Consider the following 16,062-nt stretch of genomic DNA (forward strand, 5'->3'; position numbering starts at 1 on the left):
TTTATTATGGGATCTGCGGGAGAAAACTCCCGACAACAATCTATCTTAAGAAGGGCAGGAACATTTATTATGGAACTAAAGATTACCGCACCCTCTCCAGTCGTCTCGGTAAAGCCGATAGTGCTTTCAGCCCCGGGCCGTGGCGAGAATCTGCAAGTGAGAGTCTCCGCGCCGACGACCGGTCGTAACTTACCTATCATTGTTTTCTCACACGGTTCTGGCTCATCGTTGGAGGGTTACGGACCCTTGGTTGACTTCTGGGCTGCACACGGCTTCGTAGTCATTCAACCTACCCATCTCGACTCAAGGACATTGGGTCTCCCTCAGGCCGATCCCCGCACACCACGGATATGGCGTTTCCGAGTGGAAGACATGAAGCGCATCCTTGATCAGCTTGATTTCCTGGAATCTGCCGTTCCCGGCCTCAGCGGGCGCCTTGACCGAAGCCGCATCGCCACAGCCGGACACTCCTTCGGCGGCCAAACGTCGGGCAACCTGTTAGGATTGCGAGTCCTCAACCCCGAGACTAAGAAGGAAGAGGACCTGTCCGACTCGCGCATCAAAGCAGGCGTGCTATTCGCCACCGCTGGGCAAGGCGGGGACAGCCTGACACCGTTCGCGGCCGAGAAGATGCCGCATCTGAACGTGAGCTTCGAGCACATGACCAAGCCCACCCTGGTGGTCGTCGGGGATCAGGACGACACTCCTAACAAATATCAGCTGACCGTTCGCGGGCCGGATTGGATGACCGACCCTTACTTCCTCAGCCCGGGAGCCGAGAGCCTGCTCACCCTTTTTGGTGCAGAACACTCACTTGGAGGGATCGCTGGTTACGAGGTTAAAGAAACAACAGACGAAAACCCAGAACGAGTTGCCCTGATCCAGAAGGTTACTTGGGCTTACCTTCGACATGTACTCGATATTGAGCAGACCAACTGGTCGGCAGTGAAACAGACTTTGTCCGAGACGACCCATTCAATGGGTCGAATTGAATCCAAATAAAGCTCTAGAGAAAGACAGCGAGCTCCCCCGCCGGCCCAATGCCTGTGAGGGAGCTCACTCTCTTTTTCTGATCAGCACGCAAAAAATTAAAAGATTGTCGGTACCATTCCCCCATCTATTCGGATCGGGGATCCTTTGAAGGCTGAGGCCCCATCTCCCGCCTCGTTTGGCCGGATCGCTTCTTGCCTTCTAAAAGGCGGCGTATTCATGTACGGTTTGTTGAGGTACGTTAGCGATAGAAGTCAACCATATCTCCAAACAGCCGTTTAATAAATTCGAGCTCGCTTTCGTTATATTTTTCCAAAAATTCGTACATTCTTTGCTTTTCCTTCGCATGAAGCTCATCATGAGCGGCAAACAGCTTTTTGCCGACAGGCGTTAGCCGAAAATACACTTCCTTTTTGTTGTCGTTGAACTGGGCTTTTCGCACCCAACCTGCCTTTAGTAGTTTATTTGCGATCTTGGAGGTATTTCCTTTACTTAAATTTATTCTCTCCGCGATGGAAGTGAGATTGATCGGCTCCTGCTCTCCGATGCACGCAATGGTGTGCAGTTCCGTCATATTCAAGCTGAATTCCGATTCAATGTGCTTCCGGATATCCTCCAGGTATGTGGCAGTTATTCGGGTTTCATATTGCTCTTTTTGCTCAAGAAACTGAACGAAAAATTCATGAATGGCGGTTTTGTTCTTACTGGCAGTATCCATGATTATGCTGGCTCCTCGACTTATTTGTTTTATTATAGCATAGATTGTTCTCCGGGAAACAAACGGGCATACTTATATTGATATGAGTTGACAGGATAATGAGTAAACAATTACAATAAAATTGTTTCATATGAAACAAAAATTATATATAATTTTTATCACACTTGTTTTAACAAGCAATAAAAAAGGTTCTAACGAAACAATAATGGATGAAGGAGGTAGCTGGAAACACTTATCCACTTTTCAAGAGAAGATGTATAAATATGGAAATGGAGCATACCTGCCTATGGAAATCGTGAATCCGAAGACATTGACGGATAAGGTTGCATCTGTCATTTCTCATGTCGTGGTAACTACTGCCTCCAAACTGGCCTTCATCTCAGGTCAGGTTTCTGTAGATGAAACAGGAGCATTGGTCGGTTCAGGGGACTATTACGCGCAAGCGATTCAAGTGTTCACCAATCTTAAGTATGCATTGGAAGCCGTGCGAGCGGATCCATTGTACATTGTAAAAATGAACATTTTTGTGGTAAACCACAACCCGGAATTGATTTCGATTATTTTTGACGCAGGATTTCAGGTGTTTGGCCCTAACTGGCCGAAGACAGCAAGTACCTATATAGGCGTTCAAGCACTAGCCGATCCTGAATGGCTTATCGAAATAGACGCTATCGTGATCTTCCCATAATGTTTAAGAAAAGAGGTTATTGATATGAAATATGAAGTCATCCTGATCGGTGGGGGACCTGTCGGCATGATGTTGGCTGGGGAATTGGCATTAGCCGGCGTAAAGGTCTGCGTCATTGAGCGATTAAAAGAGACAACTCCATATTCACGTGCGCTTACCGTACATCCGCGAACCCTTGAAATATTAGATATGCGTGGAGTGAAATCACAATTAATCAGTCAAGGCCGCTTACTTTCGAGAGGACATTTTGCCGGATTAGATACCCCTTTGGATTTCTCGGTGTTGGATTCCTCTTCCAATCACACCCTCTTTTTACCGCAGAGTGAGACGGAGAAGGTGCTGGAGGAATGGGCGCTTAGCCTTGGCGCAGAGGTCTGGAGAGAGGTTGAGGCTCTATCTGTACACCAGGATGAGGATGGGGTTGACGTTAAAATCGGGGGACCTCATGGCGAAACAACGTTAAGATCAGCTTATGTGGTAGGCACGGATGGAGCTAGAAGTTTGGTTCGCAAACATGCAAATATATCATTTGAAGGTACAAATGCGACCTTCACGGCGATCCTGGGGGATGCCGTTCTGTCTGATTTGGCTCCTATGAGTGTCATATCCCGGATTACAGAAAAAGGATTGGTCAGCATCATGCCTATCAATGATCATATCTATCGAGTCTTGATGATCGATATGGAGAGACGTAACATCTCTAAGGATGAGACCGTTACATTGGAAGAGTTTCGTTCATCGCTCATCCGTACGACCGGAAGCGACTTGGGATTGAACGATGTGAAATGGATGTCCCGTTTCGGAAATGCGACGCGGCAGGCGGGACGCTATCGGAATGGTCGATTGTTCTTGGCGGGGGATTCGGCGCACATTCATTTTCCCGCTGGTGGACAGGGAATGAACGTCGGCTTACAAGAAGCGATGAACTTAGGCTGGAAGCTTGCAGGAGCAATCAAAGGCTGGGCTCCGGACTGGCTATTGGACAGTTATCATGCCGAACGTTTTCCATGGAATACGGCCTTGCTCCGGAATACCGAGGTCCAAACCCTGCTTCTGGACGTGACTCCTCCCATCATGGAGCTGCGAAGCATGCTGGCTGATCTGATTCAAATACCCGAGGCTAATTATCAAATCGCTGCACAGATTTCCGCCATGGATGTACATTATGCACCCGACGCCGAAGCGCCTTCCCATCCTTTAAACGGGAAACGGTTCAAGGATCTCAGCTTAAAGCTGAAAGATGGACGATTGATGAACGCCTATCCGTTCCTGCACAAAGGTACTTTTCTTCTGTTGCATTTCCATTCTAATGAGCAGCATAGCGGTCAATGGGAAACGTATAGCAACCTTCAAGTTGTACATGCCTCTTTGGCTGAGGCTGACGCGGATTGGAACGACGTCCACACGGCGCTGATTCGACCGGATGGACATATTGCCTGGGCGATTCCTCTATCCGATCCGAATCCAATGCAAACCATAAATGAAGGAATCACTCGCTGGTGCGGAAACATTACGGATTAGTAATTCGTTTGAGGTGTGTAATGGCTACGGCAAGGTCTGTTTATGATTGAAAACAAGTACCGTCCATTATATCAATGGAATCAAGTTCTTATTCTCAGGCTGAGATAAAACTTGATTCCATAATTCCTCTACGTTATGGCTATCTTGGTTTTGAGGACAGCTCTAGTGGAAAGGCACCGCCAGTTCATTTTCGATGCCGTATCCCATTTCAGGAATGTCAGTATAAAGAAAGATGACGGTTCAGTCGGCTGGATATTCGAATCTTCAAGGCCAGCGCATGATACGGCTCAGCTTAACGTGGCCATCGGCGAAAAATACTAAAGGGGGTCCCTTCCGCTGTTCTTTATAATTATCCTCTGCGGTTCGTACGGATGTACCTCCAATTCCGTTCCGTCAAAAAGTAGGCGGAGTAGCAACCGCTATTAGCAGCGTTTCGCCATCCCAGATATTCTTATAACTATGGGGGATTCTGGCATCATAATAGATGCTGTCCCCTTCTTCGAGCGTGTAACGTTCATTGCCCAGCATAAACTCCAAACGCCCGGAGTGGACAAATAGAAATTCCTCGCCATCGCTATGGCCGACGCCGATGTCGCCATAAGCCGCTCCTTCTTCCAACACTCCCCATATCGGTCCCATTCGGTTGCTGCTTCCTTGACTGAGCGCGTACCAGGTAATACGGGAACCTTCGGAATGCACCAAAGGTTTGCGTTCGTTTTTTCTAACGATAATGCTTCGTTTCTCCTCGCCGAACAAATCGGTAAAATTCACGTTTAATGCATTCGCTATGCGCTTCAGAACACTGATGGACGGATTCGCCTTATCGCGTTCAATTTCACTGAGAAAAGATAAGGATACAGAGGCCGCTTGAGCTACCTTCTTGAGCGTTAATTTCTGTTTTTTTCGCGTGCTTCGAATGGCTTCGCCGATCGAATTCATATGCAAGCCTCCTAAATTTTCGATGCAATTTCGCTGTCGGCGAAATTTATAACTTTATAATAGGCGTAAACATGAGCAATATCAAGCCCTTTCACTATGGCGGAATTACGGTGTAAAAACGTTGATTTAGCGCCATTATTGGACTACCATTTAATTAAGGTTGACGAACGAATCTTACCCGGGTATCTGATCACCGTTCATTTCAACAGAATTATTTTCATTTACAGCGAAATTCTCATGGATAATAAGAAACGAAACACATTGATGCACCTTGTTATCCGGATTAAAGAGATATGCAGAAGGACGAAAGGAGTTCATAGAATGACCGCTAATATTCCCAAGGTCTATCGAGTCGGTGATGTTACCGTGACGCGTGTCACGGAGATGATGCTTGACGGTATTCCGCCAGAAGTATATTTTCCGGGATCGTGGAACCCCCTGTTCCTGGAGGAGAATCGGAACTCTCTTCCAGCTGGCCTGATCGATGGCAATTCTCAGCTTATCGTCAGCATTGGAACGTGGGTGGTGAAAACCCCGAAGCATACGATCCTTATCGATACGGCTACAGGAAACGATAAAAACTTGCCTTTAAATCCCGATCTCGCCAATCTCCAGCTCCCCTATCTCGAGCGGCTGAAGGAGGCTGGGGTTACACCGGAGGAAGTGGACTACGTTCTGCTGACGCATCTGCATGTGGACCACGTCGGCTGGAATACAAAGCTTGTGGATGGAAAATGGGTACCGACCTTCCCCAATGCCAAATACGTATTTCCCCTCGCAGAGCAGCAATATTACTCCAGCGAGGCCAGCCACAATGAGGCAAACGAAGCAAACTTTAACGTTTACGAAGAAAGCGTATTGCCTGTTGTTGAAGCCGGCTTAACGCAGACCATTGGCCCTGAGGGCGGGGAATTCCTTGATCTATTCACATTCATTCCGACACCCGGCCACAGCATCGGCCAAATGTCTATCCGTCTTAAATCCGGCGAAGAAGAAGCTTTATTCGGCGCCGATGTGATGCATCATCCGTTTCAGGTCTATAATCCGGAATGGAATTCAATGTACTGCGAATTTTCCGATCAAGCGCGTGTTTCACGGCTCCGGGTGCTGGAGCTCATCACGGATCGCCCGGTCATTTATTTCAGTACGCATTTCCCCGGAAGTGCGGCGGGGTACGTGACTCGCAGCGGGGGCAAGTATAAGTGGAACTTTATTTAATACAGCCTGATAACAAAATCCAATACGGAAGGCGCTGAGCTTATGACAACCCATGATTTTCTTAAAAATAACCCTATCGTGACCGAAGACCTGCATATCCCGAGCGATACGCCGGGAATCGAGCTTTATGTACGAAATAAACGTCCCGCTTCCATGAATACCTTCTCTAACGAAAAAACAATCGTAATGGTTCATGGCGCTACCTATTCAATTGGCAGTCTGTACGATGTGGAGCTGGACGGCTTCACTTTTCTGGACTACCTTGCCAGCCATGGCTATGACGTATACGCCGTGGACGTTCGCGGCTACGGCGGCTCGACAAGACCGCCTGAGATGGAGCAGCCTGCCGACCTTAATCCGCCGCTTGTCCGCACGGAGACAGGTGTCCGGGATTTTGGTACAGCCGTGGACTACGTTCTGAAACGCCGGAATTTGACGAAGGTCAACATACTGGGAATGTCTTGGGGGGGAACCGTTGCGGGAGCTTATACCAGCCAAAACAACGAGAAAGTAAACAAGCTTACGCTTGTTGCGCCGCAATGGCTAAGCTCCAAACCGGTTCCGATCGATACCGGAGGCCCGCTCGGTTCGTATCGCCTTGTTGCTGCCGGCAACACGAAGGAACGCTGGCTTAGCGCGGCGCCAGAGCATAAACGCGGTGATCTGATTCCGGACGGCTGGTTTGAACAATGGGTCGAAGCCACTCTTGCTACGGATCCGGGGAGCTTAACCGATCATCCCGAGCATATCCGGGCGACCAACGGCCCTATCCTGGATATCCGCGAATACTGGACGGTTGGCAAAGCTTACTATGATCCTAAGGATATCACGGTTCCCGTCCTTCTTGTCCATGCCGAGTGGGATATCGATGTCCCTCTTGAATTGGCGGAGAATTTCTTCACTTCCCTGACAGGAGCCGCCTACCGCCGCTGGGTGGAAATCGGTGAAGGGACGCACATGGTATTGCTGGAGAAAAACAGATTTCAGGCTTTTCAAGCCATTCGCGGTTTCTTGGATGAAGCATACGCGCCGGCGAAGTAAAGCTGCCGCTGCACAGTCGGACTCTAAGATTATATTGCTTGCCTAATGAGAGGCCCGGGCTGTCGCCTCGGGCCTTTTTCTTCACCCATTTATCAAAGAGACGGAGAGGAATTAAATACGATGAGCCATATCGCTATTACAACAACACAAGCACCCGCAGCTATCGGCCCTTATTCGCAGGCCATCGCTTTAGGAAATGCCGTCTATACGTCGGGCATGCTTCCGATTGATGCCGAAGGAAATCTGAAAGAAGGCGTCGTTGACCAAACCCATCAAATAGTAAAGAACCTGCAAGCCGTCTTAGCTGAAGCTGGATTATCTTTAGCAGACGTTGTAAAAACATCCGTTTTCATGACGGATTTAGAGCATTTTCAGCAGATGAATGAAGTGTACAGCCAATATTTCAGCGATCATCACCCTGCCAGAACAACCGTTGAAGTGTCTAAACTTCCAAAAGGCGCCAAGATTGAAATAGAGCTTATCGCAGTCAAACGCAATTAAATCCGCTCCATTATCCTTTATTTCTGTGAAAGAAGGCGCATCTGCTTGCGAACTTATTTGCTTCTCTTGTTTTGCGCAGCCCTTTACGGGAGCAACTTCGTCTTAGGCTCGCTGCTGCTGGAAGCATTCCCCGCCTTGCATCTGTCGGCATACCGGCTTCTGGTTTCATCGGCGTTCCTGCTTATTTATTTGGTTGCAACTCGTGGCTTGGCGAAGATTACGTTCCGCGACTTCGTTTATTTGGTCCCCTTCGTTCTAATCGGGATGCTGCTTCACCAAGTTTCTTTCTTTACAGGTCTCCGGACAACGGACGCAACCACAGCTTCGCTCATCTTATCGTTAGCTCCAATTTTTACGGCGCTATTTGCCCGCTTATTTTTGAAAGAGCCGTTAACGAAACGCATGGTTGCAGGCTCGATTGTCGCCCTCACCGGTGTCTTCTTCGTGGTTGGAACTGGCGGAAGGATGAGCAGAGCCATTACCGAAGGCGTCTGGATCATGTTTATCTGTATGTTGGCATTGTCGGGATCTATGATCCTCATGAAAAAGCTGACGGAACGTATGGATGCGTTTGTCGCAACGGTGTATACCACCGTACTCGGCTGCATCTCGGTATACCCGGTGGCGGTCTGGAGCGAGCCTAACGTACAATTACAGCCTCACTTTTGGTGGTGGGTTCTCTTGGTCGGTTCGGCGCTGCTTATTCAGGGCTTATGCGCCGTAATCTGGAATGCGCAGATTCGCAAGGTAGGGGCGGCTAAAGCCTCCCTGTTTCTGAATTTACAACCGTTTGTCGCCATGATTTTAGGTTATATCACGCTCGGCACCCCGATTTCCTTAACGCAAGTGGCAGGATCTGTTCTCATTATTTCCGGCGTAGTTCTAGCCACTATGCAGGGACAGAGAACAAGGAAAACAGAAGGCGATACACTGAAAATATCCTCTGCCAAGAGGTAAAAAGCCTGGGCTGTAATCGAGGCCCACAAGAAAAAGATGGAGGACTTACGATTAGCCAAAGGGAGCGCTTTATATCACGGCTCCCTTTGGCTTTAGATTTAGGGCCATCCTTTTGCGGGATGGCCCTTTCTTTGATTCGCTTGATCACGCCTTTTTGGTTCTTACTTAGATTCGATGCGACCTAATGGATTGGCACCCTCCTCCAGATCTTTCCGGGCTGCCAACCAGCTTGAATCGTCGAGATTGAGCGCATCGCGAAGCTCCCTCCTTCTCTGATATCATTTGTTCAACTTAAATAGAAGCCTTGTTTTCAAACTTCCGCATTGCCGGTTACGCTTCGTTTCGTTCCGCTATTGCAGATCGGCGACGCATGGATAAAGAAATAATAGCCGGGATGAGTGCCATTGCGACGCCAACTCCGCCAAACCAACCAACTGCTGCAAGAGAGATGCTTTCTACAACGATACCCCCAATTACAGCCCCTACGGCCATTCCCAACTGCACGATAGAATTGTTCAAACTTAGGATGATCCCCGAAGCCTGAGGAGCCATGCCGATTAAATAAACTTGTTGAACCGGCCCCGTCGACCAAGCGAATAAGGACCATAGCATAAGCAAAGGCAACACGATCATGGACGAATGGGAGAACGCCGACAGTAAAAGTAATATTCCGGAATGAAAGAGCAGACCTCCAATCATCGTGCGGGGGATACCCCATTTATCTGCACCGTAGCCGCCAACTTGGGAGCCTATAAGACTGGCCAGCCCAAACGCAAACAACCCGACGTTTACCATCCCTTCGCTCATCCCCGTAATGTCCAAAAGAAACGGCGTTATATAGGTGTACAGCATCGTGTAGCCCAATATCCAGAAAAAACTGATGGAAAGCGCGACAGTGATTCGGGGGCTTTTTAATAAAGCGAGCTGTTCCCGAATAGGAACGGGAGCCTCTCCTTCCGATTTCGGAATCGTCAGCCAAAGGACCAACATCGCCACCAAGCTCAGGGCCCCGACTCCCGTGAAGATGATTTTCCAGTCATGTGAGCCCGCAATGATCCTCCCAAGCGGGACCCCTAGAATAAGTGCGAGGTTAAAGCCCACTAGAACCGTGGCGATCGCGCTGCCCTGTTTTCCAGGACGAGATATTTTGGCGGCAACCGTCAGGGCGACGACCATAAATACCCCCGTGCTGATCGCCAAAATAATTCTTGCTCCAAGCAGCATGCCGTAGCCTGTAGTTGTGACAGTGATCAAATTCCCAACGAAAAATAATCCCAAAGCCGACAGCATAAGCTTTCTCCGATCCATTTTTGCCGTGAGTGCAATGAGAATCGGGGTGCCGATGGCATAAGCAAGCGAGTAGACCGTAATCAACTGTCCGGCCGCCGCTACCGACACTCCAACATCACTTGCAAGCATGTCCAAAATGCCGGCAATCACGAATTCCGAAGTTCCGACTAAAAAGCTGACAATTGCCAGAATATAAATTTTCCATGAGTTTCCCATATGTTTCTCTCCTCTTTTCATTTCAACAGATCTAAATCTATAGAAGTCATATTTAAAAAATAATGCTTAATTGCCGACTTCATTTCTCGGCTCAACCAAGCCTCCTTGTTCCAAGCGTTCGTACTCTGTTTAAGCGTTATGGCCTTACGTCTGACGGGCGAGCTCCTTACGAACAATCGGCGCTACTTTGGTGCCGAGAAGCTCAATCGTCCGCAGCAAGTCGCGATGCGGCAATGAACTAAAATCGTTATACATCATGAATCGAGTCAAGCCTAGGTTCTTATGCAGCAGCACGATCTTCTCTGCGACATATTCGGGATCTCCAACATAAAGAGCGCCTTGAAGGCTGCGGGCTGCATCGTACGAGTCCTGTGTATAAGGAGGCCAGCCTCGTTCCCGTCCAATGTGGTTCATTTGGGCGGCCATAACGGGGTAATACCGCTTAGCTGCCTCTTGTGTCGTATCCGAAATAAAGCCATGCGAATGCGTAGCAATTTGCAGCTTATTCGGATCGTGACCAGCTTTCACAGCGGCTTCTTTATAGAGCTCCACCAAGGGTGCGAATCTCCGCGGCGCACCGCCCAGGATAGAGAAGACAACCGGAAGTCCCAGCAAACCAGCGCGAACAGCCGATTCCGGGCTCCCCCCCGTACCGATCCAGACAGGTAAAGGTTCCTGCTGTGCACGCGGGTAGACGCCCATGTTGTCAATCGCGGGGCGATGACCGCCGCGCCAGGTCACCTTTTCGGATTCACGAATCTTCAGCAGCAGTTCCAGTTTCTCTTCATACAATTCCTCGTAATGTTTCAGGTCATAGCCGAATAGCGGGAACGATTCGATGAACGAACCCCGTCCGGCCATGATTTCCGCTCGCCCGTTCGATAGCCCGTCCAGCGTTGCAAAGTCCTGGTACACCCGCACCGGATCATCCGAAGATAGCACCGTCACTGCGCTCGAGAGCCGGATCCGCTTCGTTGTAGCGGCAGCAGCGGCCAGAATGACAGCTGGCGACGAGCTAGTGTATTCGATGCGATGATGCTCGCCGATGGCATAAACATCAAGGCCTACCTGATCTGCCAATTGGATTTCTTCGATCGCTTGGCGCAGCCTCTCGGCATGCGAGACACCGCCATTTCCGGGATTAGCATGGAGGAAGGTGCTCATTCCAATCTCCATCGTATTCGTTTGACCGCTCATAGTTATTCTCTCCTTCTTAATATGGAATAGGGATGATTAGCAAAGAGTCCCACCATTTCTACTGTTCTAAATATATAGAAATGATTTCGAAAAAAATTACGCCAACAAAAAGGGCGCAAATTTTTCCGCTACTTCTCGATTGACGTTATAGTGAATAAACGATCCATTCTTGCGAGAATCAATCAAGCCAGAGTCCGTCAATTGCTTTAAATGATGCGATAGCGTCGAGCCTGCAACCGATTCAAGCCTTTCACCGACCGCGGTGAAGCATAAATTGCTCTCTTTCGCGAGCAGTAAAGCGATCTTCAGCCGGGTTGGTTCCCCCAAAGCTTTATACACTTTAACCGCTTGCCCCATAGCTTCTTGATTTTCTCCCACTGTATCCACCTCCCCGCATATCTTCTGCAGTTCTATAACTATCGAAATCAAGTTTAGCACCATGTCATTCAAATGTAAAGGGCATATCTGAATCCTGCTCCTTCTACTTCGCTAATTATAATCCTCGACGGCGATGCCGGCAGCCCTTAAATGCCCGTAGGCAACGATTCTGCTAAACTGAGATGAAACTTCATCTGCAGGAAGGGGTTTATCGTCTTTAATCCACCAAATTACAATCCCCATGAAAGACGATCCGAGGTATTCGATCAGCAATTCCTTGGATATCGCTAATGGGGAGTTTCCCTGAGCAGGTTTCCACCCCTCAATTAATTTATCTTTGATGATATTTTCCATTTTCGCTTGAAACTGATAGATTCTATTCTCATCTATTAACATGGAATGATAAAAGGTCAAATTTAGAGAAATATGCTCCAGTACAGTTTGCATGACTGTCTCGAGTAGAGAAATACTGAAAGGATTCATGCTGATGGGACAAAGAATGACCGCATCCTTTAATTCGCTCAACAATTCATTCATACATGTATCTAATAAATCAGGCTTGTTTTGGTAGTGGAGATAAAATGTGTTTCGATTGATCATAGCCCGATCGGCAATATCCTGGATCGTTATCGATTCATATCCCTTTTCCTGAATAAGCTCATAAAACGCCTTTCGAATCGATTGTTTCGTGCGCAGTATTCTTAGGTCGGTTTTCTTGTTCATTGTTTTCGTTCCCCCTAAATTTATTTAGGTCGTTAAGCGACAAAGTTTTATGAGTTGTCTGTTATCCATCATAACTAAAAATATTGAATATTGAGCGTTATATTAGCCTCTATTATAATGAGCAACAGATAAATAAACAACGTCTTGTTCATTATTTATCTAATGACCAAAAAAATTCCCAAGGAGGATATTCCAATGACATCCAATCATCAGAATGAGCTTGTTCGTAAGGCAGTCGCCGTACTGGAAAGTTTTGAGAGCGGCAACCCCGAAGCGATTACGGCTTACGTTCATCCAGATCAATATATTCAGCATAACCAGGCCTTACTCGATGGTCGTGAATCCATGCTTGGCGCACTTGATCATTTAAAGGAAATGGGTACTAAGGTAAGCATTAAGCGTACTTTAGTCGACGGAAATTATGTGGCTCTTCATTCTGTATATCATTTTCACGGCCCTAAAATCGTATTTGATCTCTTCCGTTTTGAGAATGGACTAATCGTCGAGCATTGGGACAATTTGCAAGAGATGGTGGAGAAGACACCAAGCAATCATACGATGATTGACGGACCGGTTACGATTAAGGATATCGACAAGACGGATGCCAACAAAGCATTTGTCAAAAGCTATGTTGAGAACATCTTGCTCGGGAAGAACCCTGACCTGCTGGCCTCTTACTTTGATGGAGATCACTACATTCAGCATAGTCCGCATATTGCAGACGGCCTTTCCGGTCTTCACGCTGCTTTGCAGGCTCTGAAGGAGAGAAATATTGAGTTTCAATATACTCATGTCCACCAAGTAATCGGACAAGGCGATTTTGTCCTTACAATGAGTGAAGGTCTGTTTGATGGTCAACATACCGCTTTCTACGATCTGTTCCGCGTAGAGGATGGAAAGATCGCTGAGCATTGGGACGTAATCGAGGCCATACTGCCGGCAGAAAAACGAAAAAATTCGAACAGTAGATTTTGAAATTTGTGTGGCTAAATCGCAAGGCATCGCCGAAATGTAAGTGCGGTGATGTCTTGCGCTTCACGAATGTACTTGAGCAATCAATTTTGTAATCAAAAAGATACAGAAGCGTTGCTGCAGCAACGCTCTTTTTGTTCATTGCCATGAAGTGATCGTGTGATGCAGCCATATTATATGGTTGCCCTTCACAAATGAACATTGCCGTTGATAATCAACCATATGTTCATTATAAAGAACAAGGAGTAGTGGATCATGAAAATGCTGACACAAAAAATGATGTGGCTGGGCATGGTGCTCGTCCTGATCGTGTTGACCGTATTCGGGTTAGCGATGATGGGATCGGTGCTTGGATCGAAGCCAAAGGAGGTCCCGGCGGCCCTCGTTATCCTTGACCAGCCGACGGAGCTGCCGACTGGAGAAACGTTTGCGGTAGGGGAAATGATCCGGGAAAAGTTGCTGTCGAGCCCGGCAATGCCGTTTGTCTGGCATGTCGTGGATTCCGAGGAAAAGGCTCGGGATGGACTGGATAAACGCGAATATTACGGAGCGATGGTGATTCCTGCGAATCTGAGCAGCGGTTTACTCTCGTTAGCGACTCACTCGCCGATTCACCCTAATGTGAGAATCATCTCCAACGAGGGTATGAACACCCAAGCCTCGATGGTCGTAAGACAGGCAATGGGGCAAGCGATGAACATGATCAATGGGGAACTGTTGCAGCAGCTGCTTGGGCAGATCGGACAGCAAACGGGACAAATTCCCATTGAGACGGCTAAAGCTTTAATGACACCGGTGAACGTTCAGGAGGAAGTCGTGCATCCACCGGGAGTGAATAATGCGGCGGGAAATGCGCCGGGCTTGTTTACCCAGATTATATGGATCGGCAGCATGGTGACCGGAGTCGTCTTGCTCCTGGCTAGCCAGAAGGCGGTCGCCGCGGGTTCAAGGAGATGGACAGTCAGCGCGCTGCAAGCTATCGGGGGGCTTGCGATCGTCGGCATAGCCTCATGCTTCACCATATGGATGGCTTCGTCGTGGTACGGCATGGAACTGGCGAACGCGGGGGAGACGTGGTTGTTCTTATGGTTGGCTGGATCGGCGTTCTTCTTGTTGCAATCTTCCTTGCTGAATTGGATCGGATTCCGTGCAATACCGCTGCTCGTACTGCTGATGTTCTTCTCGGTGCCGCTCCTGAACATGGCTCCGGAGTTCTTGTCGCAGACGACGCGAGATTGGATCTATTCGTGGACGCCACTGCGCTTCGCGGCAGGAGGGCTACGGGAAGTCATGTACTTCGGCGGACTGGACGCCGCTCACTCAAACGCCTTGATTTTGTGGGGCGTCGCCGGTGGATTTTTGGTCTTGCTGCTCTCTTCCGGATTTAAGGCAAATCAAGCGACAGATGCCGCCCCTACTTCTGTTACAGGCGATACAATAAAGTAAGAACAATCAACGATGCGTTGTACTTCCTTTTTTTACGCTCATGTAATAATTTAATTTTCTGGGAAGTATTAAAAAGTTATTATAAAAACAAAAAAAACCCTTGATTTCTCAAGGGTTTCTCTTCGTATGGAGCCTAGGGGGATCGAACCCCTGACCTCATCGCTGCCAGCGATGCGCTCTCCCAGCTGAGCTAAGGCCCCGTAAGCGACTTCTATATCATATAAAAAATCAGCAGGCATGTCAACACTTTTTCAGAACTTTTTTGATAATGCGCAGTGCCTTTTTTCCTTCTCTATATAATGTCACTTATCGATGTTGAGAATTTGGCGCCATGAGAGCGCCGGAAGAGCACCAGGGTCGTTTAAGAACCGTGGCGCTCTTACAGCTCCTGCACGTCCGTATCCTTGGACAGCAGGCTTTTCAGTTCCTTCATGAACATATTGATATCCTTGAACTGCCGGTATACGGACGCAAACCGAACGTAAGCCACCTCGTCGACCGGATATAACCGTTCCATCAGAAGCTCCCCGATCTGGCGGCTCTCCACTTCCGCCGCCGCGGTATTGCGCAGCGCCTTCTCGACATCCGATACGATCATATCCAGCTGGTCCACGGATACCGGACGCTTCTCGCATGCCCTTATCAAACCGCGGAGCACCTTCTCCCGGCTGAACTCTTCGCGGCTTCCGTCCTTTTTCACGACGATCAGCGGCGTTTCCTCCACCATTTCAAAGGTTGTGAATCTCTTGCTGCACTGCTCGCATTCCCTGCGGCGGCGGATGGATTTATTCTCGTTGGCAGGCCTGGAATCCAGCACTTTCGTTCCGGCATAACTGCAATATGGACACTTCATAAGTTGTCTTCACTTCCTTTGTATTCAGCGTGATTCGCCCTTAATGGGCGTCAGAAAAATTTACCAGCAAAACTTTTGTCTTTTATGTTATGAAAATGCGAGACCCGAGACATAATACTTTTACCAACCCAAGGAGGTGAACTTAACATGGCACAAAGCAACAACAACTCCAACAACCTGGTTGTTCCTCGCGCAAACGCTGCTCTTGAGCAACTGAAGTACGAGGTAGCTCAAGAACTTGGTATCTCCATTCCACAAGACGGATACCAAGGTAACATGACTTCCTATGAGAACGGTTCGATCGGGGGATACATCACAAAGCGTCTTGTAACCCTGGCCGAGCAACAATTGGCTGGTCAATTCTCCGGTCAATAATTGATTCTTCCTTAAAAAAGGAGTGTTGGCGGCTCGAAG

General features: G+C 48.3%; 17 protein-coding genes, 1 tRNA gene and 1 pseudogene. 10 read left to right on the top strand and 9 right to left on the bottom strand.

Going from position 1 to position 16,062, the window contains the following annotated elements:
• The first annotated feature begins 69 nt into the window (after positions 1-69).
• Complete coding sequence (locus RB298_RS26750; protein WP_486049385.1) at positions 70-1,002, top strand: alpha/beta hydrolase family protein; 933 nt, start codon at positions 70-72, stop codon at positions 1,000-1,002.
• A gap of 86 nt (positions 1,003-1,088) precedes the next feature.
• Here RB298_RS26750 and RB298_RS26755 read toward each other — a convergent pair.
• Positions 1,089-1,235: pseudogene (locus tag RB298_RS26755) on the bottom strand (SDR family NAD(P)-dependent oxidoreductase); the annotation flags it as partial.
• Entirely contained in the window at positions 1,232-1,708 is a 477-nt protein-coding gene (locus tag RB298_RS26760) for a MarR family transcriptional regulator (protein ID WP_486049387.1), read from the bottom strand. The pseudogene RB298_RS26755 and the gene RB298_RS26760, both read right to left, overlap by 4 nt.
• A 130-nt stretch (positions 1,709-1,838) precedes the next feature.
• On the opposite strand from RB298_RS26760, the gene RB298_RS26765 reads away from it, so the two are divergent.
• Together RB298_RS26765 and RB298_RS26770 are read left to right on the top strand one after the other, a co-directional pair.
• On the top strand, positions 1,839-2,396 hold the full coding sequence (locus RB298_RS26765; RefSeq protein ID WP_255250635.1) for a RidA family protein: 558 nt from the start codon (positions 1,839-1,841) through the stop codon (positions 2,394-2,396).
• A 24-nt stretch (positions 2,397-2,420) separates the two neighbouring features.
• Entirely contained in the window at positions 2,421-3,917 is a 1,497-nt protein-coding gene (locus RB298_RS26770) for a monooxygenase (RefSeq protein ID WP_486049390.1), read from the top strand.
• A 393-nt stretch (positions 3,918-4,310) separates the two neighbouring features.
• Here RB298_RS26770 and RB298_RS26775 read toward each other — a convergent pair whose 3' ends face one another.
• Positions 4,311-4,856 (bottom strand): helix-turn-helix domain-containing protein, encoded by a 546-nt coding sequence (locus RB298_RS26775; protein WP_090909222.1) that lies wholly within the window; start codon positions 4,854-4,856, stop codon positions 4,311-4,313.
• A gap of 321 nt (positions 4,857-5,177) precedes the next feature.
• On the opposite strand from RB298_RS26775, the gene RB298_RS26780 reads away from it, so the two are divergent.
• The 4 genes from RB298_RS26780 (at position 5,178) to RB298_RS26795 (ending at position 8,573) form a co-directional block, all read left to right on the top strand.
• Positions 5,178-6,074: an MBL fold metallo-hydrolase gene (locus RB298_RS26780; protein ID WP_096776294.1), complete on the top strand. Its 897-nt coding sequence runs from the start codon at positions 5,178-5,180 to the stop codon at positions 6,072-6,074.
• Positions 6,075-6,116: 42 nt separating this feature from the next.
• Positions 6,117-7,115: an alpha/beta hydrolase gene (locus RB298_RS26785; protein WP_486049392.1), complete on the top strand. Its 999-nt coding sequence runs from the start codon at positions 6,117-6,119 to the stop codon at positions 7,113-7,115.
• A 120-nt stretch (positions 7,116-7,235) separates the two neighbouring features.
• Entirely contained in the window at positions 7,236-7,616 is a 381-nt protein-coding gene (locus tag RB298_RS26790; protein ID WP_486049394.1) for a RidA family protein, read from the top strand.
• A 45-nt stretch (positions 7,617-7,661) separates the two neighbouring features.
• The gene (locus RB298_RS26795; RefSeq protein ID WP_486049396.1) at positions 7,662-8,573 is read left to right on the top strand and encodes a DMT family transporter; all 912 of its coding nucleotides are present in this window, start codon (positions 7,662-7,664) and stop codon (positions 8,571-8,573) included.
• Positions 8,574-8,903: 330 nt separating this feature from the next.
• Here the strand turns inward: RB298_RS26795 and RB298_RS26800 are convergent, their stop codons facing one another.
• The 4 genes from RB298_RS26800 to RB298_RS26815 form a co-directional block, all read right to left on the bottom strand.
• Positions 8,904-10,079 (bottom strand): MFS transporter, encoded by a 1,176-nt coding sequence (locus RB298_RS26800; RefSeq protein ID WP_486049398.1) that lies wholly within the window; start codon positions 10,077-10,079, stop codon positions 8,904-8,906.
• A 144-nt stretch (positions 10,080-10,223) separates the two neighbouring features.
• Positions 10,224-11,276: an LLM class flavin-dependent oxidoreductase gene (locus RB298_RS26805; RefSeq protein ID WP_486049400.1), complete on the bottom strand. Its 1,053-nt coding sequence runs from the start codon at positions 11,274-11,276 to the stop codon at positions 10,224-10,226.
• 96 nt (positions 11,277-11,372) lie between these two features.
• Positions 11,373-11,654, bottom strand: coding sequence for an ArsR/SmtB family transcription factor (locus RB298_RS26810; RefSeq protein ID WP_096776696.1), 282 nt, complete (start codon positions 11,652-11,654; stop codon positions 11,373-11,375).
• Between the two features lie 111 nt (positions 11,655-11,765).
• Positions 11,766-12,377: a TetR/AcrR family transcriptional regulator gene (locus RB298_RS26815; RefSeq protein WP_486049401.1), complete on the bottom strand. Its 612-nt coding sequence runs from the start codon at positions 12,375-12,377 to the stop codon at positions 11,766-11,768.
• 195 nt (positions 12,378-12,572) lie between these two features.
• On the opposite strand from RB298_RS26815, the gene RB298_RS26820 reads away from it, so the two are divergent.
• Together RB298_RS26820 and RB298_RS26825 are read left to right on the top strand one after the other, a co-directional pair.
• Entirely contained in the window at positions 12,573-13,352 is a 780-nt protein-coding gene (locus tag RB298_RS26820) for a nuclear transport factor 2 family protein (protein WP_096776301.1), read from the top strand.
• A 252-nt stretch (positions 13,353-13,604) separates the two neighbouring features.
• Positions 13,605-14,795: a YhgE/Pip domain-containing protein gene (locus tag RB298_RS26825; RefSeq protein ID WP_096776302.1), complete on the top strand. Its 1,191-nt coding sequence runs from the start codon at positions 13,605-13,607 to the stop codon at positions 14,793-14,795.
• A gap of 127 nt (positions 14,796-14,922) precedes the next feature.
• Here RB298_RS26825 and RB298_RS26830 read toward each other — a convergent pair.
• Positions 14,923-14,995 (bottom strand) — tRNA-Ala (locus tag RB298_RS26830).
• A 179-nt stretch (positions 14,996-15,174) separates the two neighbouring features.
• The gene (nrdR, locus tag RB298_RS26835; RefSeq protein ID WP_006212015.1) at positions 15,175-15,648 is read right to left on the bottom strand and encodes a transcriptional regulator NrdR; all 474 of its coding nucleotides are present in this window, start codon (positions 15,646-15,648) and stop codon (positions 15,175-15,177) included.
• A 147-nt stretch (positions 15,649-15,795) separates the two neighbouring features.
• On the opposite strand from nrdR, the gene RB298_RS26840 reads away from it, so the two are divergent.
• A complete protein-coding gene (locus RB298_RS26840; protein ID WP_053492022.1) occupies positions 15,796-16,023 on the top strand; it encodes an alpha/beta-type small acid-soluble spore protein in 228 nt (75 codons plus the stop codon).
• Positions 16,024-16,062 lie beyond the last annotated feature (39 nt).

This window comes from Priestia sp. BR_2, from assembly GCF_041954005.1.
GTDB classification, from domain to species: domain Bacteria; phylum Bacillota; class Bacilli; order Paenibacillales; family Paenibacillaceae; genus Paenibacillus_AQ; species Paenibacillus_AQ lautus_A.